The sequence below is a fragment of the Rhodoferax saidenbachensis genome, assembly GCF_001955715.1.
GTDB classification, from domain to species: Bacteria; Pseudomonadota; Gammaproteobacteria; order Burkholderiales; family Burkholderiaceae_C; genus Allorhodoferax; species Allorhodoferax saidenbachensis.
Genome location: NZ_CP019239.1, coordinates 1,876,029 through 1,896,010, shown reverse-complemented (window position 1 = coordinate 1,896,010; position 19,982 = coordinate 1,876,029). Strand labels below are relative to the sequence as shown.

Sequence of the window (19,982 nt, the reverse complement as noted above, 5' to 3'; positions counted from 1 at the left end):
CACCACCATGCTGCGCACGCCCATACAACACTGCAAACAATGCGGCACCAAGGTGGTCTACCGCCTGCCCGATGACGGTGACACCAAGGAGCGTGCGGTCTGCCCGGCCTGCAACACGGTGCATTACGAAAACCCACTGAATGTGGTGGGCACGGTGCCCTACTTTGGCGACAAAATCCTGCTGTGCAAACGCAATATCGAACCACGCTTTGGCAAATGGACGCTGCCCGCGGGCTTCATGGAGCTGGATGAGACCACCGCCGAAGGTGCGGCGCGTGAGACCGTGGAAGAGGCCGGTGCCGAGTTTGAAATGCTGGGCCTGTTCACGCTGCTCAATGTGGCGCGCGTAGGCCAAGTCCATCTGTTTTACCGCGCACGCCTGCTCAGCGACCAGTTCAATCCTGGCACCGAAACCATAGAAGCCCGCCTGTTTGCAGAAGACGAAATTCCCTGGGACGAGATCGCTTTTCGCACGGTCAAGGAAACGCTGGAGCGCTACTTTGCCGACCGGCGCAGCGGAGTATTCTCCATCCATTGCGTCGACATTGTTTAGCCCGTGGCCGAACCCGACACACTCGCCAACAACCAGCTCACCGATGCGGTGCTGGCGCTGGTGCTGCAGGTGCCCGGCAGCCAGGAACAAGCGGTCGCCCAGCCCGCTTTGCGGGCCCATGTCGTCGCCCGCAAAGCGGCCCGCAACGCCAGCCTGATTGCCAGTTCCCTCTCACTCCCGCCCGGTTTTCTGGGCTGGCTCACGGTGTTACCGGAGCTGCTGGGTGTCTGGCGACTGCAGGCGCAAATGGTCTCAGACATTGCCGCGGTGTATGGCAAACACAAGACGCTGGGGCGCGAGCAAATGCTGTACTGCCTGTTCAAACATATGTCCGCCCAGCTGTTTCGTGACGTCATCGTGCGGGTGGGCGAGCGCGCTCTGGTGCGGCAAACCTCGCTCAAGCTGCTCCAGGCGCTGGTCAAACAACTGGGCGCCCAGGTGACACAGACGGTGATTCGCAAAAGTGCCGCACGTTTTGTACCCCTGCTGGGTGCCGTGGGCGTGGGGGCCTATGCGTACTTCGACACCTTGCAGGTGGCCAAAACTGCGGTGGAGCTGTTTGAGCGGGAAATCGTCATCGAAGTCGAAAAGTAAGCTTGTCTTACACATAAAACAGGGCCCTAGCCCTTATAAATACTGCGCAAGCAGCTATAGAAATAGGAGCAAAAAATGGATTTTCTGCACAACCTGGACTGGGTCTTGCCGCTGCGTACCCCGTTCTCGGTGCAATTCGCGATGGGCCTGTCCTGGCTCGGCTACGCCACTTTCATCATGTTTTTCATGTCGATTGGCTACTGGGCCTGGAACAAGGCGATGTTCTACCGCCTGCTGATTTTGGTGGCCGCCAATGCGTTGCTCAACGCCTACGCCAAGGATGTGTTTCAGGACCCGCGCCCGCCGCTGGACATCCGCCTGGACGATCTGGTGGGCGCCAGCTACGGCCTGCCCAGCGGGCACGCACAGTTGGCCGTGGTGATGTGGATGTGGCTGGCCTGGGAAGTGCGCCGCGCCTGGGTCTGGGTGGGGTGCTCGGCCATTGCCATCGGTGTCATGTTCAGCCGCCTGCTGCTGGGCGTGCACGATATTGAAGACGTGCTGATCGGCGCGCTGTTGGGCGGCGCCACGCTGGTGGTGTTTGAATACGTACGCCATCGCCAGTGGCGCTGGCAAACCGACTGGCGCTGGAGCGTGGGACTCACGGTGGCCATCTGCGCCTTGTCCCTGCTCACCTGGCCCGGTACACCGCCGGACTACATCCCCATGCTGGGCGGCTGGCTGGCTGCAGCCATCTGGAGTCTGCAGTGGGAAGAACGGCACATCGGTTTTAGAGCCCCCACCGCCATGGGTCGGCGGGTTGCCGTCGGCGTCCTGGGTGCATTGATTTTCGTCGGTGAGCAGCGACTGCTCAAGGTGGCTGGTACACATTGGGCGTGGGATCCCATGGTTTGGTCGCTGGTGAAAGGGCTGATCAGCGGAACCGTGGTGTCTCTTCTGATCCCCTGGCTCATGGTCCGCATCCGGCTCGCACCTGCCCGGCCCCACTAAGGTCCAGGTGTTGCAATCACACCCATTTCGGGCTGTGGTCGCCAAGGAACCCTTTCTGCTTGCGCGCCCCGCATGCGAAAATGTTTCAAATTGTTAAAAACGTCATGAGACTCAAAGCGCTGACCTTGGGGATCCTTTTGGCAAGCACCGCCTTGGGCAGTGCTGCGCTGACGTTAGGACGTGCCCGCGGAGCCGCCTGGATCGGCCAGTCGCTGGACTTGGTCGTGTCGGTACAACTCGATGCCGGGCAGACTGCAGATGCGCTGTGTGCAGAGGCTGATGTGTTTCACGCCGACAGCCGTGTGGATGCCTCCCGCGTCCATGTTCTGGTGGAGACAACTGCCCAGCCAGACACCGTCAATCTGCGGGTGCAATCCTCCTCCCTGATTGACGAACCCGTAGTCACCATTTACCTGCGTGCGGGCTGCAACCAGAAGTCCACACGCCGCTACGTACTGCTGGCAGACTTCCCGAGTGAAACCGCGGCACCGGCTCCACGTGCCGCCACAGAGCCAGTGCCACGGCCACTGCCCGTTGTCCCGCAAGAGCTGGCCTCCAGCGCTGCCGCCCCCACATCGTCTCCAGCGCAGTCGCCCGCCAAAGTGGCGCCAAATGCCCCGCCTGCCAGAAAGTCCCCAACGCCACGACCCACTTCGCAAGCTGCGGCTGAGCGGCCTGCAGTGGCAAACACGGCACCTGCGGTCCCGCCCAAAGCGGCCACACCGGGCCGCGCCCGCCTCAAGCTCGATCCGCTGGAAAGTCTGGCCGAACGCATCAAAACGCTGGAGTCGACCACCACCACGGCAGTCCCGCTGGAAGAAATGGTGAAGGACTCGCAGCGCATACAGCAGTTGCAAAACGATGTGAAAGCCCTGCTGGACCAGGCCGCCAAGAATGAAGCCAATTTGCTGGCCATGCGCATCCGCATGGAGCAGGCAGAGGCCGAACGCATCCCTGTTGCACTAGTGTACGGGCTTGGTGCGTTGGTGCTTTTGTGCCTGGCGGCGATCGCGGCTCTCTGGAACCGGCGTACTGACCAATCCAACTGGCGCAATAGTCTGGCCCACACTGCAGCACAAGAAACCATTCAGGAGCCCATGGTTTCAACGCTACTCAAAGACATGGAGCCGGATCCGCCACAGCCCCCGAAGCGACAGTATCCTGCGCAGAACGTCAGTGCCTTCCAGGCCCGGGAGCCTAACCCCGCGATGGATGTGGACGTGAATTTGATGGACATGGACGAAGAGTCCTTTGGCAAGCTACTCAAACCCCAGCCCACCCAACCCGCACCATTGGCCGTGGCCGAACCTGTGCCACAGGTTCAGGCTGAGGCCAGCGTCATCCACCCGGACTTCAACGCCGAGAGCATGTTTGACCTGAGGCAACAGGCCGATTTTTTTGTGAAGCTGGGCAAGACGGACGAGGCGATTGAAGCCCTGGAACAGCGCATCCGGCAGAACAGCAAAGATTGCCCACTGGTTTTCCTGGAGCTGCTGCGCATTGCCAATGTGCACAGCCTTAAAACCGACTTCCGCCAGTTCCGCGATGAATGTCAACAAGTGTTCAATGTTGCCATTCCCGAATTTGCATTGTTCCGCAGCGAGGGCCGCAGCCTGGAAAGCTACCCTTCCCTGCTGAACCACATCACCGCGCTGTGGCCCTCATCCAAGGTATTGGATGTGATCGAGTCCTGTGTGCTGCGCGACCCCTTTGAAAAGAACGCCGAACGGTTTGATCTGGCCGCTTTCAAAGACCTGGTGACGCTCCATGGTGTCGCCCGCGCACAGGGCCAGGAGAGCGAGGCAACCTGCAGTGCAGAGGACAGCCAGCATGTGGATCTCGATATCTAAGCTTGTGCTACCTGCAACGAAGCAGCCATGAAAAAAGCCTTCAGGCATCACTACCTGAAGGCTTTTGTCGTTTGATCTGGTCGGTGTGAAAGGATTCGAACCTTCGACCCCTTGCACCCCATGCAAGTGCGCTACCAGGCTGCGCCACACACCGATCTAGCCGGCTATTATAACGCGATACGCAAGCTGATTTTCAGTAGGCTGCTGTCAACAATTCGCGAATTTCAAATAGTTCGCGACGCAGTAGCAATAGTTGTGCAGAAGCGGTATCACCGGCATCCACCGGCTCGCTGTCTTCGAAGTCTTCCAGGTCCACGTCGTCGACTTCCAGCACTTCGACGCCATCGAGCATGACCTCGCCGTTGCGCTTCTTGTCACGTTCGCTTTGCAGCAGTTCCTGCATCTTGTTACGCGCGCCGCTGATGGTGAAACCCTGGTCGTAGAGCAAATCGCGGATTCTGCGGATCATCAGTACTTCATGGTGCTGATAGTAGCGCCGATTGCCACGCCGCTTCATAGGGCGCAGTTGCGTGAATTCCTGCTCCCAATACCGTAGCACGTGGGGTTTGACACCACATAAATCACCGACCTCACCGATGGTGAAGTAGCGTTTGGCTGGAATGGGGGGGAGAGTTTTCTCCATTGAAATCAATGCTGTACAGGGGAAAGCGTAGAGGTTACTCTAAGTTTCGCCCGTGTGCAAAGACCATTTGGCGGTGAAACGCCAAATGTTGCAAGATGTTGCTAAACCGCGCTAGGCGTTTTGCCTTCGTCCTGGATTTGCTCTTTGAGCTTATGGCTGGCGTGGAAGGTCACCACCCGGCGCGCCTGGATCGGAATCGCCTCACCCGTGCGGGGATTACGGCCCGGGCGGGGGGCCTTGGTGCGGATCTGGAAGTTGCCAAAGCCGGAAATCTTGACGTCGGTACCGTCCACCAGGCTGGCGGCGATAAGGTCAAAAAAGGCGTCGATCATGTCCTTGGACTCGCGCTTGTTCAAGCCGATTTGCTCAAACAGCAGATCCGCCAGTTGTGCTTTAGTCAACGCCGGGGTTTCCAGGCTTTCAACAGAAAAATCCATAGTTCCTCCCAAGAACCTCAAACCCGCTGGCGCGCGCCAACAGCCGACTGCAACTGGTCCACCACGGCTTTCACCGCCGCTTCAATCTGCTCATCATTGAGCGTACCGTCTTCGCTATTGAGCGTCAGGCGCACTGCCAAGCTGCGGTCGGTCGCGCCAGCTTCCGCCACGGCATCCTTGGCCAGCTTGGGACGGTAGACGTCAAACAACTGGGCATCGCGCAACAAGCCAGCGGTAGGCGCAGCCCACACGGCAGCCATCAGACCGGCATAGGTCACGTCATCGGCCACCACGACAGCAATGTCGCGCTGTACCGCCTGGAACTTGGCCACCGGCGCAAACTCGGGCAACTGGCGGGCCAGTACAGGCTCCAGCTCTAGCTCAAACAACATGGGCGCTTGCGGCAACTCGTAGCCTTGGCGCCATTTGGGGTGCAGTTCGCCGACATGGCCAATCACCTTGCCGCCCAGCAGCACCTGGGCGCAACGGCCAGGATGCATCGCAGGGTGCTTGCCGGGCCTGAACTCTGCCTTCAACGGGGCCAGCAGCGCTTCAACATCGCCCTTGGCGTCAAAGAAATCAACGCCCTGCTCCTTGTGGCCCCACTGCTGCGCATTCGCGCTGCCGCTGGACAGCGCAGCGATACGCATCGGCTGATCGAACCCCTGCACGGTGCTGTCAGATTCCGGTACTGAAGCATCACGCAGGAACACGCGGCCGATCTCGAACACGCGCACGCGCGGTGCCTTGCGGGCTTGGTTGAACTTCAAAACTTGTAGCAAGGAACCCAGCAACGACGTGCGCATCACGTTCATCTGACTTGCAATCGGGTTCATCAGCTTGATCGGATTGGGATTGCCCGCCAGCTCATGCTCCCAGCGGTCTTCGACAAAGCTGTAGTTGATGGTTTCCTGGTAACCCAGCGCGGCCAGCGCACGGCGCACGGCAAACGGGCTGCGTTGCGACTCGGTACGCACCTTGGCCGAAATGGGCGCCAGCGGCGGTGTGTTCGGCAGGTTGTTGTAGCCGACGATGCGCACTACCTCTTCAATCAGGTCTTCTTCGATCTGGATGTCAAAACGGTAGGCGGGCGGCGTGACGGTGATGACACCATCGGTTTGCGTCAAAGGCAAGCCGAGGCGTTGCAATACGTCCACGCACTGCGCTTGCGTGACTGGCATGCCGATCACCTTGGCAGCGCGGGCCACGCGCAGGCTCACGGGAGCGGGGTTCGGTACATTGGGTTGCAGGTCGTCGATAGCGCCGCAGGTGGACTCGGGCGTTCCGCAGATCTCCAGAATCAACTGAGTGATGCGTTCAATGTGCTCGACCGTCAGGCTCGGGTCCACACCGCGCTCGAAGCGGTGGCCAGCATCGGTAGAGAAGTTGTAGCGGCGCGAACGGCCCGCGATGGACTTAGGCCACCAGAACGCGGCTTCGACGTACACGTGTTTCGTGTCATCGGAGACAGCCGTGGCGTCGCCGCCCATGATGCCTGCGAGCGATTCGACTTGCACGTCGTCAGCGATCACGCCAACCTTGTCGTCCACCGTGACGGTATTGCCATTGAGCAGTTTGAGTTCTTCGCCTGCCTTGCCCCAGCGCACGTCCAGCGTGCCGTGGATTTTGTCCAGATCGAAGATGTGGCTTGGGCGGCCCAGCTCAAACATCACGTAGTTGGAGATGTCCACCAACGCTGTCACACTGCGCTGCCCGCAGCGCGCCAGGCGATCCACCATCCACTGCGGTGTCTTGGCCTTGGTGTTGACGTTGCGCACCACGCGGCCGGAGAAACGGCCACACAGATCGGGCGCGCTGATCTGCACTGGCACTTTGTCCTGATTGGTCACCGCAACTGGCGTGATGGCTGGCGTGATCAGCGGCGCGCCGGTCAACGCAGACACTTCACGGGCCACGCCATAGACGCTCAGGCAATGCGCCAGATTGGGCGTGAGCTTGAGCGTGATGAGCGTGTCGTCCAGGTTCAGGTGTTCGCGGATGTTTTGGCCCAAAGGCGCATCCGCAGCCAACTCCAGCAGGCCTCCGTGGTCATCTGCCAGTTGCAGTTCCTTCGCCGAACACAACATGCCCTGGCTTTCCACGCCGCGCAGCTTGCCAACCTTGATCAGAAAAGGCTTGCCGTCTTCGCCCGGAGGCAACTCGGCGCCTACCAGCGCGCAAGGAACACGAATGCCAATGCGGGCATTGGGTGCGCCGCAGACGATGTTCAGCAGTTCAGGCTGGCCGACATCGACCGTGCAGACGCGCAGGCGGTCGGCATTGGGGTGTTGCTCGGCGGTCTTGATTTCGCCGACCACGATCTGGGTGAACGGGGGTGCTACAGGCTTGAGCTCCTCCACTTCCAGACCAGCCATGGTGAGGGTCTCGGCCAACACCGTGGTCGAGATTGGGGGATTGCAGAAGGCACGGAGCCAGGATTCAGGGAATTGCATGTTCTTCTAATTCAGATGTTCATTGGAATTGCGACAAGAAGCGAATGTCGCCATCAAAGAACAGGCGCAGATCGTTCACGCCATAGCGCAGCATGGCCAGGCGATCGATGCCGGAGCCAAAGGCAAAGCCGATGTAGCGCTCGGGGTCCAAGCCCATATTGCGGATCACTTGCGGGTGCACCTGGCCAGAGCCGGAGACTTCCAGCCAGCGGCCTTTGAGAGGGCCTGTTTCGAACATGATGTCGATCTCGGCACTGGGCTCCGTGAACGGAAAGTAGCTGGGACGGAAACGCAATTGCAATTCGTCCGTTTCAAAGAACGTGGTGATGAAGTTCAGGTAAACCGACTTCAAATCCTTGAAGCTGATGTTCTCGCCAACCCACAGGCCTTCGACCTGGTGGAACATCGGTGAGTGCGTCGCATCGCTGTCCACGCGGTAGGTACGGCCTGGCGCGATCACGCGAATCTCGGGCATCGCACCGCTGAACGGGCCGGTGCCGGTGTCGCCAGCGGCAGCGCGATGTTTCTTGACGTGCTGCACGGCGTAGCGGATCTGCATTGGGCTGGTGTGCGTGCGCAGCAGATTGGGCGCTGTGGCCGAGCCGCCTTCGACATAGAAGGTGTCGTGCATCGAACGTGCGGGGTGGTCTTCCGGCGTGTTGAGCGCGGTGAAGTTGAACCAGTCGGCTTCGATCTCGGGGCCTTGGGCCACATCAAAGCCCATCGATCCAAAGATGGCTTCGATTCGCTCCTGTGCGAGGGATACAGGGTGCAAACCGCCCTGCCCGCGCTGGCGGCCAGGCAATGTCACGTCCAGCGCCTCGGCCTGGAGTTGGGCAGCGAGTTCGGCATCGGCGAGCCCCTGGCGCGCGCCATTCAGGGCCGCTTCAATCGCCTGTTTGGCGAGGTTGATCGCGGCGCCGCGGGTCTTCTTTTCTTCCACACTCAGGGCGGCCATGCCCTTCATCAGCTCGGTCATGCGCCCGGACTTGCCCAGAAACTGGGCCTTGGCGTTTTCCAGGTCTGCAGGCGTTGTGGCCTGTGCAAATGCGGCCTGGGCGGCGTCGACGATGGGCTGGAGGTCGTTCATGAATGTAGGAGAGATATTCTGTAAATGAAAAAGGGCTAGTGCTCTTTCAAGCCCTAGCCCTTGTTCTTGGTGCGTAGACAGCTATCAAAAAGATAGCTATCGATCGCGAATCAAGCAGCCAGCTTGGCCTTGACTTGCTCCACGATGCCAGCAAAAGCTGCCATGTCATGAATAGCGATATCGGACAGAACCTTACGGTCGATCTCGATACCAGCCTTCTTGATGCCATTGGCAAACTGGCTATACGTCATGCCGCACTGACGTGCAGCAGCATTGATACGGGCGATCCACAATTGGCGGAACACACGTTTCTTCGTACGACGGTCACGGTAGGCATATTGCCCAGCCTTCATTACCGCTTCTTTAGCGACGCGGAAGACATTACCGCGGCGACCGCGAAAACCTTTTGCAAGGGCCAGAACTTTTTTGTGGCGGGCGCGAGCCGTTACACCACGTTTGACGCGAGGCATTGAATTACTCCTTGTTCGTCGTTAATTAAATACCACGGCCTGGGAGCATCTGTGCCATATGACCCATATTGGTCGGATGGACAGTTACTGCACCACGCAGATGGCGTTTATTTTTGGTGGTCTTCTTGGTCAAGATGTGACGTTTGAAGGCTTGGCCGCGCTTGACGGTTCCACCTGGACGGACGCGGAAGCGTTTCTTCGCCGCGCTCTTGGTCTTCATTTTGGGCATAGTAATGCTCCTTCTACTTTGTGCTCGTGAGGCGTCTGGGAAACTACTCCCAGCCTTGTTGGCCCCGAGCCACTTTTTAAGTGGCGCCTTTCAGCATTCCACTTGTGTGAAGAGTTTTAAGGCTCTCCACTTGCAGCAGACCTTTCGATCTGCCACTTCATTCCTGCCAGTGACCGTACTGGCAGAAAGAATTTCTTACGTTGCCGACTGCGTTTCCGCTGCCGGCTTGGCAACTGCACCTGGCTTCTTGCGGCCTGGGGCAATCATCATGATCATCTGGCGGCCTTCCAACTTGGGGAACTGCTCAACAATGATCGTGTCACCCAACTCGTCGCGCATACGCTGCAACATCGCCAGACCAATTTCCTGATGGGTGATTTCGCGACCCCGGAAACGCAAAGTGATCTTGCACTTGTCGCCTTCGGCCAAGAAACGCTTGATATTGCGCATCTTGATGTTGTAGTCGCCGTCATCCGTACCCGGGCGGAACTTGATTTCCTTGATTTCGATCACCGTCTGCTTGGCTTTCGCTTCCGCGGCTTTCTTCTGTTCCTGGTACTTGAACTTGCCGTAATCCATCAAACGACAGACCGGCGGATTCGCCGTAGCAGCAATTTCAACCAGATCCACATCCAGCTCGCCTGCCATGCGCAGGGCTTCCATCAGGCTGACGACACCAAGAGGCTCGTTTTCTGGACCCGAGAGGCGGACCTCAGGGGCCATGATTTCACGGTTCAAACGGTGTTTGCGTTCTTCGCGCTGACGGCGGTCACGAAATTCAGTAGCGATGGCTCAATCCTTCACAATATCTGCTACAAAAACTGTAGCGGTTGCCGCACAATGCACGCCGTCAAACCGGGTTTTCTTGGGTACAACCTCAAGCCGCTGATTTGTTGGCAATGTCGCTGGTGATCCTTTGAATAAAGGCCTCCAGAGGCATTGCACCGAGGTCTTGACCACCCCGGGCGCGCACTGCAACAGCGCCGGCTGCCATCTCTTTGTCGCCTATGACGATCAAATAGGGCAGCTTTTGCATCGAATGCTCCCGTATTTTATACGTAATCTTCTCGTTGCGCAGGTCTAAATTGACCCTAAGCCCTTGATTTTGCAGCGTTTTGGCCACGGAACGACAGTAATCGGCCTGCGCATCGGTGATATTGAGCACCGCCACCTGCACCGGCGCCAGCCAGGCTGGCAGGGCTCCGGCACTCTCTTCGATCAGGATACCGATGAAACGCTCCAGACTGCCAACGATGGCACGGTGCAGCATGATCGGGCGATGGCGGGCACCGTCCTCGCCTACAAAATCGGCATCCAGACGCTCCGGCATGTTCGGGTCGACCTGGATCGTGCCGCACTGCCAAGGGCGACCCAGCGCGTCTTTGAGCGTGTATTCGATCTTGGGACCGTAAAACGCACCCTCGCCCGGTAAATACTCAAAGTCGCAGCCGGAAGCACGCAGGCCCTCGGCCAAAGCGGCTTCGGCACGGTCCCAGCTCTCTTCCGTGCCGATGCGCTTTTCAGGGCGTGTGGACAGCTTGTAGATGATGTTGGTGAAGCCAAAATCCTTGTAGACCTTTTGCAGCAAGGTTGTGAAAGCAATCACCTCACCCTGGATCTGGTCTTCGGTACAGAAGATGTGGCCATCGTCCTGCGTGAAGGCACGCACGCGCATGATGCCGTGCAGGCCACCTGAAGGTTCATTGCGGTGACAGGCGCCAAACTCACCAAAACGCAGCGGCAGGTCGCGGTAGCTCTTCAGTCCCTGTTTGTAGATCAGGATGTGGCCGGGGCAGTTCATGGGCTTCAAGGCGTAGTCGCGCTTTTCGCTCTCGGTGGTGAACATGTTTTCGCGGTACTTGTCCCAGTGGCCGGTCTTTTCCCACAGGCTCTTGTCAATGATCTGCGGGCCTTTGACCTCTTGGTAACCGTTGTCCTGGTAGACCTTGCGCATGTACTGCTCCACGCCCTGCCACAGCGTCCAGCCCTTGGGGTGCCAGAACACGGTACCGGGGGAGTGTTCGTCGATATGAAACAGGTCCAGCTCACGGCCCAGCTTGCGGTGGTCGCGCTTTTCGGCTTCTTCGAGCATTGTCAAATGCTGTTGCAGCTCATCCTTGGTCGCCCAGGCTGTACCGTAAATGCGTTGCAGCATTTCGTTCTTGTGGTCGCCGCGCCAGTAGGCGCCGGCCACCTTCATCAACTTGAAATGCTTGAGCTTGCCAGTGCTGGGCACGTGCGGGCCGCGGCACAGGTCTTCGAATTTGCCTTCGCGGTACAGCGAGACGTCTTGATCCGCCGGGATGCTCTCAATGATTTCAGCCTTGTAGTGCTCACCCAGGCTCTTGAAATAGGCAACGGCTTCGTCACGTGGCAACACGCGGCGGGAGACGGGCTCATCCAGAGCCGCCAATTGCGTCATCTTCTTTTCGATAGCGGTCAAGTCTTCGGGCGTAAATGGGCGCTTGTAGGAGAAGTCGTAGAAGAAACCATGCTCAATGACCGGGCCGATCGTCACCTGCGCATCAGGGAACAGTTCCTTGACCGCGTACGCTAGCAAGTGGGCTGTAGAGTGGCGAATAACCTCCAGGCCATCGGCGTCCTTGGCGGTAATGATGGACAGCGCGCTGTCGGCTTGCATCTGGAAGCTGGTATCCACGACTTTGCCGTCGACCTTGCCAGCCAGGGCCGCCTTGGCCAAGCCAGCGCCAATCGAGGCGGCGACTTCGGCCACAGTGACCGGACCAGGAAATTCGCGTTTGGAGCCGTCGGGGAGCGTGATGTTGATCATGGTGTGCTTGAGAAGTAAGAGGAGAAAAAGCAAAAGCGCGGGAGAGTCCGCGCTTTTGCTATGAATTTGGTAGCTGGCTGCGCACAAGGCGCGCGGACTACGGCCTTATTCGCTTGTGAATGTCGCCGGTGTAGTTCGCGGTGTCATAACCAGTTGCCTTTCTCGCTCTTACATAAAAATGGATTGCGCGATTTTACCCCGAGCCAGCGGCCAGGGCCAAACAGCGCGCGGCGCCCACGCAACGGAATCGGCGAATCCATGCAGAGGCATCAGGTCTGGCCCGCCAGTGCCGATATGTATAGATCAATCTTCCATATCGATGCGCATCTCCAGTCCCCCTACCCTGCCCACCTCCTGGCTCGCAAACAGCACGCTTGCGGCAGGCTCCACTTTGCCCGCCACAGCTTCGGCACTCCCGCAAGCATCGACCACACTGAGCCTGTCTGCTGCCGCGGACACGTCTTCGATCCACGTCACGCAAATGCCCGCGGAGCTTGGCAGCGATGACTTGACCTACGAAATACTGGGCCGTATTCGCCTGAATGCCGGCCAGTTGCAGGTCTGGGAGCAAACGCCGAACGACGCCGTCAGCGAGGTGCTGGCTCGCAACACCAGTAGCCACAACATCGCGCAGCGGGTATCCGGCGTGGGCAGCGCGCTACTGGAACAGCTGAGCAGCGGCGCGCCCCACTACCGGCAAACCGTCGCGAACACGACGGCCCCTTCCTCCCGCAGCCAGATCCAGACCCAGGCGGCCAAAGCCCTCAACGAACTCCAAAGCCAGCCTAGTGCGAGCTTGGAACTGCGCATCAAGACCCAATCGGGCGCCACAGTCACCTTGCGTATCGTGGACCAGCAAGACGCCAGAACGGGGGCCACCGGCATCTCGGCCGAGATACAGGTGGATGGCACATTAAGCGCCGCCGAGCAAAAGGCCGTCCAGGCCCTGGCTGGCGGCTTCGAGCGGGCCGTCCAGAGTCTGGTGGGCGACGAAACCCAGGTGGGCCTGGCAAAACTGACCCAGTTCGACAGTACGTTGATCACGCGCCTGGACCTTCAGGCCAAGGTGTATGGCCGTGACGACTACGGTGTGCGTTATCAAAAGCTGGGCGTCAGTTTTCGGGCCGACACCAGCACACGGGAAATCAAGATCGCGCGGCCCGATGGCGAAGTCGCCATGTCCATCGACCTGCGGCAGCCGGCCTTTTGGGGCAGCGCCGCGCAAAAAGCAAAGGCCGTGGACAAGTACCTGGCCCGCATGGACCAGGCGGCCACGCGCGGGCGCGCGGACCGCGACCTGGTGCAGATGTTCAAGTCCACATTTGCGTCGCTCACCGCCTCTTACGGCGCACAGGAAAGCAACAGCCTGGCCACACGCGAAGGTGCCCTGAGCGAGGACGACGCCAGTTGGCTGACCGGGCTTGCCGACTTCAAGGCCCAACTGACGGCCACACCCCGGATCAGCAACCCACGCAAACGCCAGGAGGTGGACCGCTTCCAGTACACCGTGGACCAAACCACGCGCGCCACGGGGTCGGCCGCAACGGCACGCACCGTGGACCAGGCACAAAATGCGCGCCTCAGTGCGGCCTACCACCAGTCCTTGTTCTCGTCTGCTGCACCGAAGCTGGACAGCACCACCGCATCGCAAAACTACTATTACAAGCAGGTGGAAGACAGTACGACGACCCAAGTGCGGCTGCAGTACGACAAACATGCACTGGTTGCCGCCAGCCTGACCCAGTTGGTGGAGCAATCCCTGCGCGCGCAGAAGTTCGAGCACAACAAGCTGCTGGAAGACAACACGGTCTCCAGCCAGAAGCCCAGCGTGACCGACCTGCTGCCCCTGCTCAAGCAACTCAAGGACCGGGAAGACCGCAACGAGATCACCGCGGAGGAAAAGCGGCAGTTGCTGGCCACCTGGAACGATAGGGTCTTCGCGACATCCTCCACGTAAAAAAGCCCGGCACTTGCGTGCCGGGCTTTTGCGGTGAATGCCTCCTGGGGCCGTTCTCTTCTTGTTCTTAGTGGAACTGTTCTTCTTCGGTGGAACCGGTCAGCGCCTTCACGGAGGAAGAGCCGCCCTGGATCACGGTGGTCACGTCGTCGAAGTAACCAGCGCCGACTTCCTGCTGGTGCGACACGAAGGTGTAACCCTTGTCACGTGCTGCGAACTCAGGCTCTTGCACCATGTTGACGTAGTGCTTCATGCCTTCGCCGTTGGCGTAAGCGTGGGCGAACTGGAATGTGTTGAACCAATTGATGTGGATACCGGCCAGTGTAATGAACTGGTACTTGTAGCCCAGCGCGGACAGGTCTTCCTGGAAGGAAGCGATCTGTGTGTCGTTGAGGTTCTTCTTCCAGTTGAAGGAAGGCGAGCAGTTGTACGACAGCAACTTGCCAGGGCAGGCAGCGTGCACGGCTTGTGCGAATTCGCGGGCAAAGCCAATGTCTGGCACGCCAGTTTCGCACCACACCAGATCGGCGTAGGGAGCGTAAGCAACACCACGGCTGATGGCTTGTTCCAGACCGTTCTTGACGCGGTAGAAGCCTTCTTGGGTGCGCTCGCCGGTCAGGAAAGGCTTGTCGTTGGCATCGTGGTCCGACGTGATCAGGTTGGCAGCCTCTGCATCGGTACGGGCCAGAACGATGGTGGACACACCCATCACGTCGGCCGCAAAACGTGCGGAGATCAGCTTTTCGCAGGCTTCGGTGGTCGGCACGAGCACCTTGCCGCCCATGTGACCGCACTTCTTCACGGCAGCCAGTTGGTCTTCAAAGTGAACGCCAGCAGCACCCGACTGGATCATGTTCTTCATCAGTTCGAACGCATTCAGCACGCCGCCGAAACCGGCTTCTGCATCGGCCACGATAGGCAGGAAGTAGTCGATGAATTCCTTGTCACCGGGGTTGATGCCACGGCCCCACTGGATTTCGTCCGCGCGCTTGAAGGTGTTGTTGATGCGGCGCACCATGGTGGGCACCGAGTCGTAGGCGTACAGCGACTGGTCGGGGTACATGGTCTCAGACGTGTTGCCGTCGGCAGCAACTTGCCAGCCCGACAGGTACACAGCTTCCAGGCCAGCCTTGGCCTGTTGCATGGCTTGACCGGCGGAGATGGCGCCGAAAGCATTGACGTAACCCTTCTTGGAGCCGCCGTTGATCTTGGCCCACAGGGTTTCAGCACCGCGCTTGGCGAGAGTGTGCTCAATCGGCAGGCTACCGCGCAAGCGCACCACGTCCGCAGCGGAGTAACCGCGCTTGACACCCTTCCAGCGGGGGTTGGTGGCCCAGTCTTTTTCGAGGGCGGCGATTTGTTGTTCGCGGCTCAGTTGTTCGGTAATCGATTGCGGCATGAGATCACTCCTAGGTTGGTAAAACAGTTGGCGACTACGGGCATGCAAGTCCGGTGCCCATGGGTGAATTCTAAGTCTTATATAAGACAGTATTTAAATCTTATATCTTATATAAGACATATATTTTTCATAGCAAAATCAATAACTTAGCGCATTGATCTTGTTATGTGAAATCACTCATCTGTTAAATGAAAAACCAATCCGAGAAGTCCTTCAAATGAATCCCACAATACGAAACGGTAAGACGTATACCAAAAAGGGCTAAAAAGCGTCCGCGTAAGCCTTCAGTTCCCAGTCGCTGACATGCTGGCTGTAGGCATCCCACTCCAGGCGCTTGAGCTTCACAAACTGCGCGCAAAACGCAGTGCCCACGGCGTCCACCAGCACCTGGTCCTGCTCCAGCGCCGTCACCGCGTCATCCAGTGTGCGTGGCAAACGCGCCGGCATGTCACCGCCCTGCGCGCGCCGCTCATACAGGTCTTCGTCATAGGGCGCGGGTGGCACCATCGCACGGTCCACGCCATCCAGACCGGCCGCCAGCGTGCCCGCAATGGCCGCGTAGACGTTGCACGAAGGGTCTGGCAGGCGCCATTCGATGCGGCCCGCCACCGTACGTACCAGGCAGGTGCGGTTGTTGTCGCCATAACTCTTCCACACCGGCGACCAGGTGGTGCCCGACGCGCTGTGGCTGGTGGCCAGGCGCTTGTAACTATTGACCGTGGGCGCACACAGAGCGCTCAAGGCATCGCCGTGGTGCAGCAATCCGGCCACAAACGCATGGCCCTGCGCGCTCAAGCCCAGAGGCCCTGCAGCGTCTGAAAAGATGGCTTTGCCTTGCGCATCAGCAATGCTCAGATGAAAGTGCAGGCCACTGCCCGGCGCCCCGGCCAATGGTTTGGGCATGCCGCTGAAGACCATGCCGTGTTTATGGGCCACTGCATGCGCCGTCATCTTGAACAGCATGTAGCGGTCTGCTGCAGCCAGCGCATCGTCAAAGCGGTAGTTGATCTCGTACTGGCCGCATGCGTCTTCGTGGTCGATCTGTTGCAACTCGAAGCCCAACGCAACCAGAGCAGCGCGCATGTCTTCCAGAAAACCTGCGTTGCGGTGAATGGCCTTCAGGTCGTAAGAGGGTTTGTCCAGACCGTCTTCACGGTCCGCCACTTGCCATTGCCCTTGCGCATCCTTTTCCAGCAAGAAAAATTCAGGTTCTATGCCGACCCACAGCGTCCAGCCGCGGGCCTGCAAGCGCTCGACCTGTTTGCGCAGGAGCTGGCGCGAACACGTGTCCAGCGGCTGGCCACCTGCATAACCGTCGCACACGGCATGGGCCACGCCGGGCATGAAGGGCAAGGCTTTGAGCGAGTGCAGTTGCACACGGCCGTAGTACTCGCTGCGGGCACCATAACGCGGCAAACCCGTTCCCCAGATGCTGGGGCCGGCAAACCCGGCGCCCTGCTCCACCCACTCCTGCAGATGCTCCAGTGGCACCAGCTTGCCTTTGGCCACGCCATGGATGTCGCAGAACTGGGTCAGGATGGAGTGGATGCCCTGCGATTTCAGGGCATCAATCGTTTGGGGAATGGTTTTCATATGAAAAATAGTGCTCTAGCCCTTGCGGACATTGCGCAAGCAGCTATCAATAAAGGAGCAAACTGGAGACAGAGAGAGGTCAGGCCAGCACGCTGTCGAGAATACCCATGGCCTCTTCGAACACGCTGTCTTCCACCGTGAGGGGAAACAGGAAGCGCACCACGTTACCGTACACGCCACAGGTCAGCAACAGCAGCCCCTTCTTGAGCGCGGCCTGTTGCACTTGTTTGGTTTTGTCGGCGTCCGGCGCACCGGTGGCGGGATTGATGAAATCACAGGCCACCATGGCGCCCAGAGCGCGGATGTCGCCCATGGTCTTGTTCTTCGCCTTGGCCGCTTCCAGCCTCACGATCAGGCGCTGGCCCAGCACGTTGGCGCGCTCTACCAGTTTTTCCTCGGCCATCACATCCAGCACCGCATGGGCAGCGGCTACGGCCAGCGGGTTGCCTGCGTAAGTACCGCCCAATCCGCCGGGGTTGGGTGCGTCCATGACGTCGGCACGGCCCACCACGGCCGACAGAGTGGTGCCACCGGCCATGCTCTTGGCCATGGTCATGATGTCGGGCGACACGCCAAAGTGCTCCATCGCAAACATCTTGCCGGTGCGCGCAAAGCCGGTTTGCACTTCATCGGCAATCATGACAATGCCGTGCTCGTCGCACAGCGCGCGCAGCCAATGCGTGGCTTCTTTCGTGATGGGGTTGAAACCGCCCTCGCCTTGCACCGGCTCAAAAATGATGGCCGCCACACGACTCGGCTCAATGTCGCATTTGAACAATTGCTCAATGCCAGCCTTGCTGGCGGCAAAGCTCTCGGCATCCATGGGGAATGGTGCATGGTAGGTCTCGGGCGCAAACGGGCCAAAGCCCGCCTTGTAGGGCTGGACCTTGCCGGTCAGGCCCACAGCAAACAGGCTGCGGCCATGGAAGGCGCCGCCAAAGGCGATCACGCCACCACGCTTGGTATGGGCACGGGCGATCTTGATGGCGTTTTCCACGGCCTCGGCGCCGGTGGAGAAGAAAGCAGATTTCACCGGACCGGCGATAGGCACGATGGCGTTGATGCGTTCGGCCAGCGACACGTATTCGGCATACGGCACGACCTGGTAGCAGCTGTGTGTGAAGCGCTGCAACTGCGCAGCGATGGCGGCCTGCACCTTGGGGTGCACGTGGCCGGTGTTGAGCACGGCAATGCCACCTGCAAAGTCGATGAAGCGGCGGCCTTCAATGTCCCAGAACTCGGCGTTCTTGGCGTGGTCGATGAAAAAATCGCCCATCACGGCGACACCGCGGGGTGTGGCAGCCAAGCGGCGGGCATGCCATTCGGCATTGGTCCCAGAACTCGTACCTGCGGCCTGGGCGGCGGGTTTCAAAATGGCGTTCATGGCGGTCTCCTCGGTCTAGTTGTTTTATGCAATCGCACAGCAAAAGGCAAACGGGCCGCTGCCTGTATTCACCGGTTACACCGGGCTGTCGATACGTATCCAGGTGGTTTTCGTTTCGGTGTACTTGTCAAAGGCGTGCAGGGACTTGTCGCGCCCCACCCCGCTTTGTTTGAAGCCACCAAACGGCACGGTGATGTCGTCTTCGTCGTACTGGTTCACATGCACGGTACCGGCGCGCAGCGCACGCGCCACGCCGTGGGCCTTGTTCAAATCACTGGTCCAGACACCGGCCTGCAAACCGTAGACGCTGGCATTGGCCTGGCGCACTACGTCGGCAGCATCGGTGAACGACAGCACCGACAGCACCGGGCCAAAAATCTCTTCACGGGCAATCGTCATCTCGGGCGTCACACCGTCGAAGATCGTGGGTTGTACGTAGCAACCGCCAGTCTCCGCCAGCGCCTGTTCACCACCGGCAATCAGCTTGGCGCCTTCGCTCTTGCCACTCTCGATGTAACGCAGCACGGTATTCATCTGGATCTGGTCCACCACCGCGCCCATCACGGTGTCGGGCAAGGTGGGGTTGGCGGGCATGTAGCCGGGCACCAGCTTCAGCGCCTTCTCCAGGAATTTTTCCTTGATGCTGGCTTCCACAAACAGGCGCGACGGTGCATTGCAGCTCTCGCCCTGGTTGAAGAAGATGCTACCCACGGCGGCTTCCACGGCCTTGTCCAGGTTTGGGCAATCGGCAAACACGATGTTGGGCGACTTGCCGCCCAGCTCGGTCCAGGCACGTTTGAGGTTGCTTTGCCCGGCCATCACATGGATCTGTTTGCCCACGCGGGTGGAACCCGTGAAGGCGATGCAATCCACATCCATGTGCAGCGCCAGCGGCGAACCGGCCTCGGGGCCATAGCCTGTTACCACGTTGAATACGCCCTCGGGGATACCGGCTTCCAGCGCCAAATCGGCCATGCGCAAAGCGGTCAGCGGTGATTTTTCGCTGGGCTTGAGCACTACGGAATTACCGGCCGCCAGGGCAGGGGCAATCTTCCACGACGCCATGATCATCGGATAGTTCCACGGCACGATCACACCCACCACCCCCACCGGCTCGCGGGTAATTAGCGCAAGCGCGGTACTGGCCGTCGGCGCGATTTCGTCGTAGACCTTGTCCACCGCCTCGCCATACCAGCGAATGCAGTTGGATGCGCTGTTCACATCCACCCCACGCGCGTATTTCACGGGCTTGCCCATGTCCAGGGTTTCGGTGAGTGCCAGTTCGTCGCCATGCTCCAACAGCAGATCGGCAAAACGGATCATGATGCGTTTGCGCGCGGCGGGCGCCATGCCGCTCCAGCGCTTGTCTTCAAACGCAGCGCGGGCTGCCGCCACGGCCGCGTCCACATCGGCCTGGCCACAACGCGCGACCTGCGTCAGCACACGCCCGTCCACGGGGGAGATGCAATCAAACGTCTGGCCATCACGCGCACCAATGCGCTTGCCATTGACCAGCGCACGGCCGTCAAATTTCAAATCTGTCATATCGGTCCTTTGTCGATGCCCGGGAGCCGCCGTAGCGCCCCTT

At 59.5% G+C, this 19,982-nt stretch carries 17 protein-coding genes and 1 tRNA gene; 5 read left to right on the top strand and 13 right to left on the bottom strand.

All coding sequences use genetic code 11. From position 1 onward, the window contains the following. The first annotated feature begins 7 nt into the window (after window positions 1-7). The 4 genes from RS694_RS09055 (at window position 8) to RS694_RS09040 (ending at window position 3,948) form a co-directional block, all read left to right on the top strand. Window positions 8-553 carry an NUDIX hydrolase gene (locus tag RS694_RS09055; protein WP_174407690.1) on the top strand — a complete coding sequence of 182 codons (546 nt, stop codon included), beginning with the start codon at window positions 8-10 and terminating at the stop codon, window positions 551-553. 3 nt (window positions 554-556) lie between these two features. Further along, window positions 557-1,147, top strand: coding sequence for a hypothetical protein (locus tag RS694_RS09050; RefSeq protein ID WP_029707649.1), 591 nt, complete (start codon window positions 557-559; stop codon window positions 1,145-1,147). 75 nt (window positions 1,148-1,222) lie between these two features. Then, window positions 1,223-2,098 carry a phosphatase PAP2 family protein gene (locus RS694_RS09045; protein WP_076069532.1) on the top strand — a complete coding sequence of 292 codons (876 nt, stop codon included), beginning with the start codon at window positions 1,223-1,225 and terminating at the stop codon, window positions 2,096-2,098. Between the two features lie 137 nt (window positions 2,099-2,235). Continuing rightward, window positions 2,236-3,948 (top strand): hypothetical protein, encoded by a 1,713-nt coding sequence (locus tag RS694_RS09040; RefSeq protein ID WP_152528816.1) that lies wholly within the window; start codon window positions 2,236-2,238, stop codon window positions 3,946-3,948. Between the two features lie 77 nt (window positions 3,949-4,025). Here the strand turns inward: RS694_RS09040 and RS694_RS09035 are convergent. From RS694_RS09035 to thrS, 9 genes are all read right to left on the bottom strand, one after another. After that, a tRNA-Pro gene (locus tag RS694_RS09035) sits at window positions 4,026-4,102 on the bottom strand. 39 nt (window positions 4,103-4,141) lie between these two features. Further along, entirely contained in the window at window positions 4,142-4,591 is a 450-nt protein-coding gene (locus RS694_RS09030) for a MerR family transcriptional regulator (protein WP_029707652.1), read from the bottom strand. Between the two features lie 101 nt (window positions 4,592-4,692). Continuing rightward, window positions 4,693-5,028: an integration host factor subunit alpha gene (locus tag RS694_RS09025; RefSeq protein ID WP_029707653.1), complete on the bottom strand. Its 336-nt coding sequence runs from the start codon at window positions 5,026-5,028 to the stop codon at window positions 4,693-4,695. A 17-nt stretch (window positions 5,029-5,045) separates the two neighbouring features. Continuing rightward, entirely contained in the window at window positions 5,046-7,481 is a 2,436-nt protein-coding gene (gene pheT, locus RS694_RS09020; RefSeq protein WP_029707655.1) for a phenylalanine--tRNA ligase subunit beta, read from the bottom strand. 19 nt (window positions 7,482-7,500) lie between these two features. Next, complete coding sequence (pheS, locus tag RS694_RS09015) at window positions 7,501-8,571, bottom strand: phenylalanine--tRNA ligase subunit alpha (RefSeq protein WP_029707657.1); 1,071 nt, start codon at window positions 8,569-8,571, stop codon at window positions 7,501-7,503. A gap of 110 nt (window positions 8,572-8,681) precedes the next feature. After that, window positions 8,682-9,041, bottom strand: coding sequence for a 50S ribosomal protein L20 (gene rplT, locus RS694_RS09010; RefSeq protein ID WP_029707659.1), 360 nt, complete (start codon window positions 9,039-9,041; stop codon window positions 8,682-8,684). Window positions 9,042-9,066: 25 nt separating this feature from the next. Continuing rightward, window positions 9,067-9,270, bottom strand: coding sequence for a 50S ribosomal protein L35 (rpmI, locus tag RS694_RS09005; protein WP_029707661.1), 204 nt, complete (start codon window positions 9,268-9,270; stop codon window positions 9,067-9,069). Window positions 9,271-9,465: 195 nt separating this feature from the next. Next, window positions 9,466-10,059, bottom strand: a complete 594-nt coding sequence (infC, locus tag RS694_RS09000; protein WP_076069530.1) for a translation initiation factor IF-3 — start codon at window positions 10,057-10,059, stop codon at window positions 9,466-9,468. 88 nt (window positions 10,060-10,147) lie between these two features. Next, window positions 10,148-12,061 (bottom strand): threonine--tRNA ligase, encoded by a 1,914-nt coding sequence (thrS, locus tag RS694_RS08995; protein WP_029707664.1) that lies wholly within the window; start codon window positions 12,059-12,061, stop codon window positions 10,148-10,150. Window positions 12,062-12,380: 319 nt separating this feature from the next. Here thrS and RS694_RS08990 point away from each other — a divergent pair, with 319 nt between their 5' ends. Then, the gene (locus tag RS694_RS08990; protein WP_211274981.1) at window positions 12,381-14,018 is read left to right on the top strand and encodes a hypothetical protein; all 1,638 of its coding nucleotides are present in this window, start codon (window positions 12,381-12,383) and stop codon (window positions 14,016-14,018) included. A gap of 67 nt (window positions 14,019-14,085) precedes the next feature. On the opposite strand, the gene aceA is transcribed toward RS694_RS08990, so the two are convergent. The 4 genes from aceA to RS694_RS08970 form a co-directional block, all read right to left on the bottom strand. Beyond that, window positions 14,086-15,417 carry an isocitrate lyase gene (aceA, locus tag RS694_RS08985; protein WP_029707667.1) on the bottom strand — a complete coding sequence of 444 codons (1,332 nt, stop codon included), beginning with the start codon at window positions 15,415-15,417 and terminating at the stop codon, window positions 14,086-14,088. Window positions 15,418-15,678: 261 nt separating this feature from the next. Then, complete coding sequence (glnT, locus tag RS694_RS08980; RefSeq protein WP_029707669.1) at window positions 15,679-17,010, bottom strand: type III glutamate--ammonia ligase; 1,332 nt, start codon at window positions 17,008-17,010, stop codon at window positions 15,679-15,681. 79 nt (window positions 17,011-17,089) lie between these two features. Beyond that, window positions 17,090-18,394 carry a 4-aminobutyrate--2-oxoglutarate transaminase gene (gene gabT / locus RS694_RS08975; RefSeq protein ID WP_051391872.1) on the bottom strand — a complete coding sequence of 435 codons (1,305 nt, stop codon included), beginning with the start codon at window positions 18,392-18,394 and terminating at the stop codon, window positions 17,090-17,092. A 75-nt stretch (window positions 18,395-18,469) separates the two neighbouring features. Then, window positions 18,470-19,939, bottom strand: coding sequence for an aldehyde dehydrogenase (locus RS694_RS08970; protein ID WP_029707671.1), 1,470 nt, complete (start codon window positions 19,937-19,939; stop codon window positions 18,470-18,472). Between the last annotated feature and the right edge of the window lie 43 nt (window positions 19,940-19,982).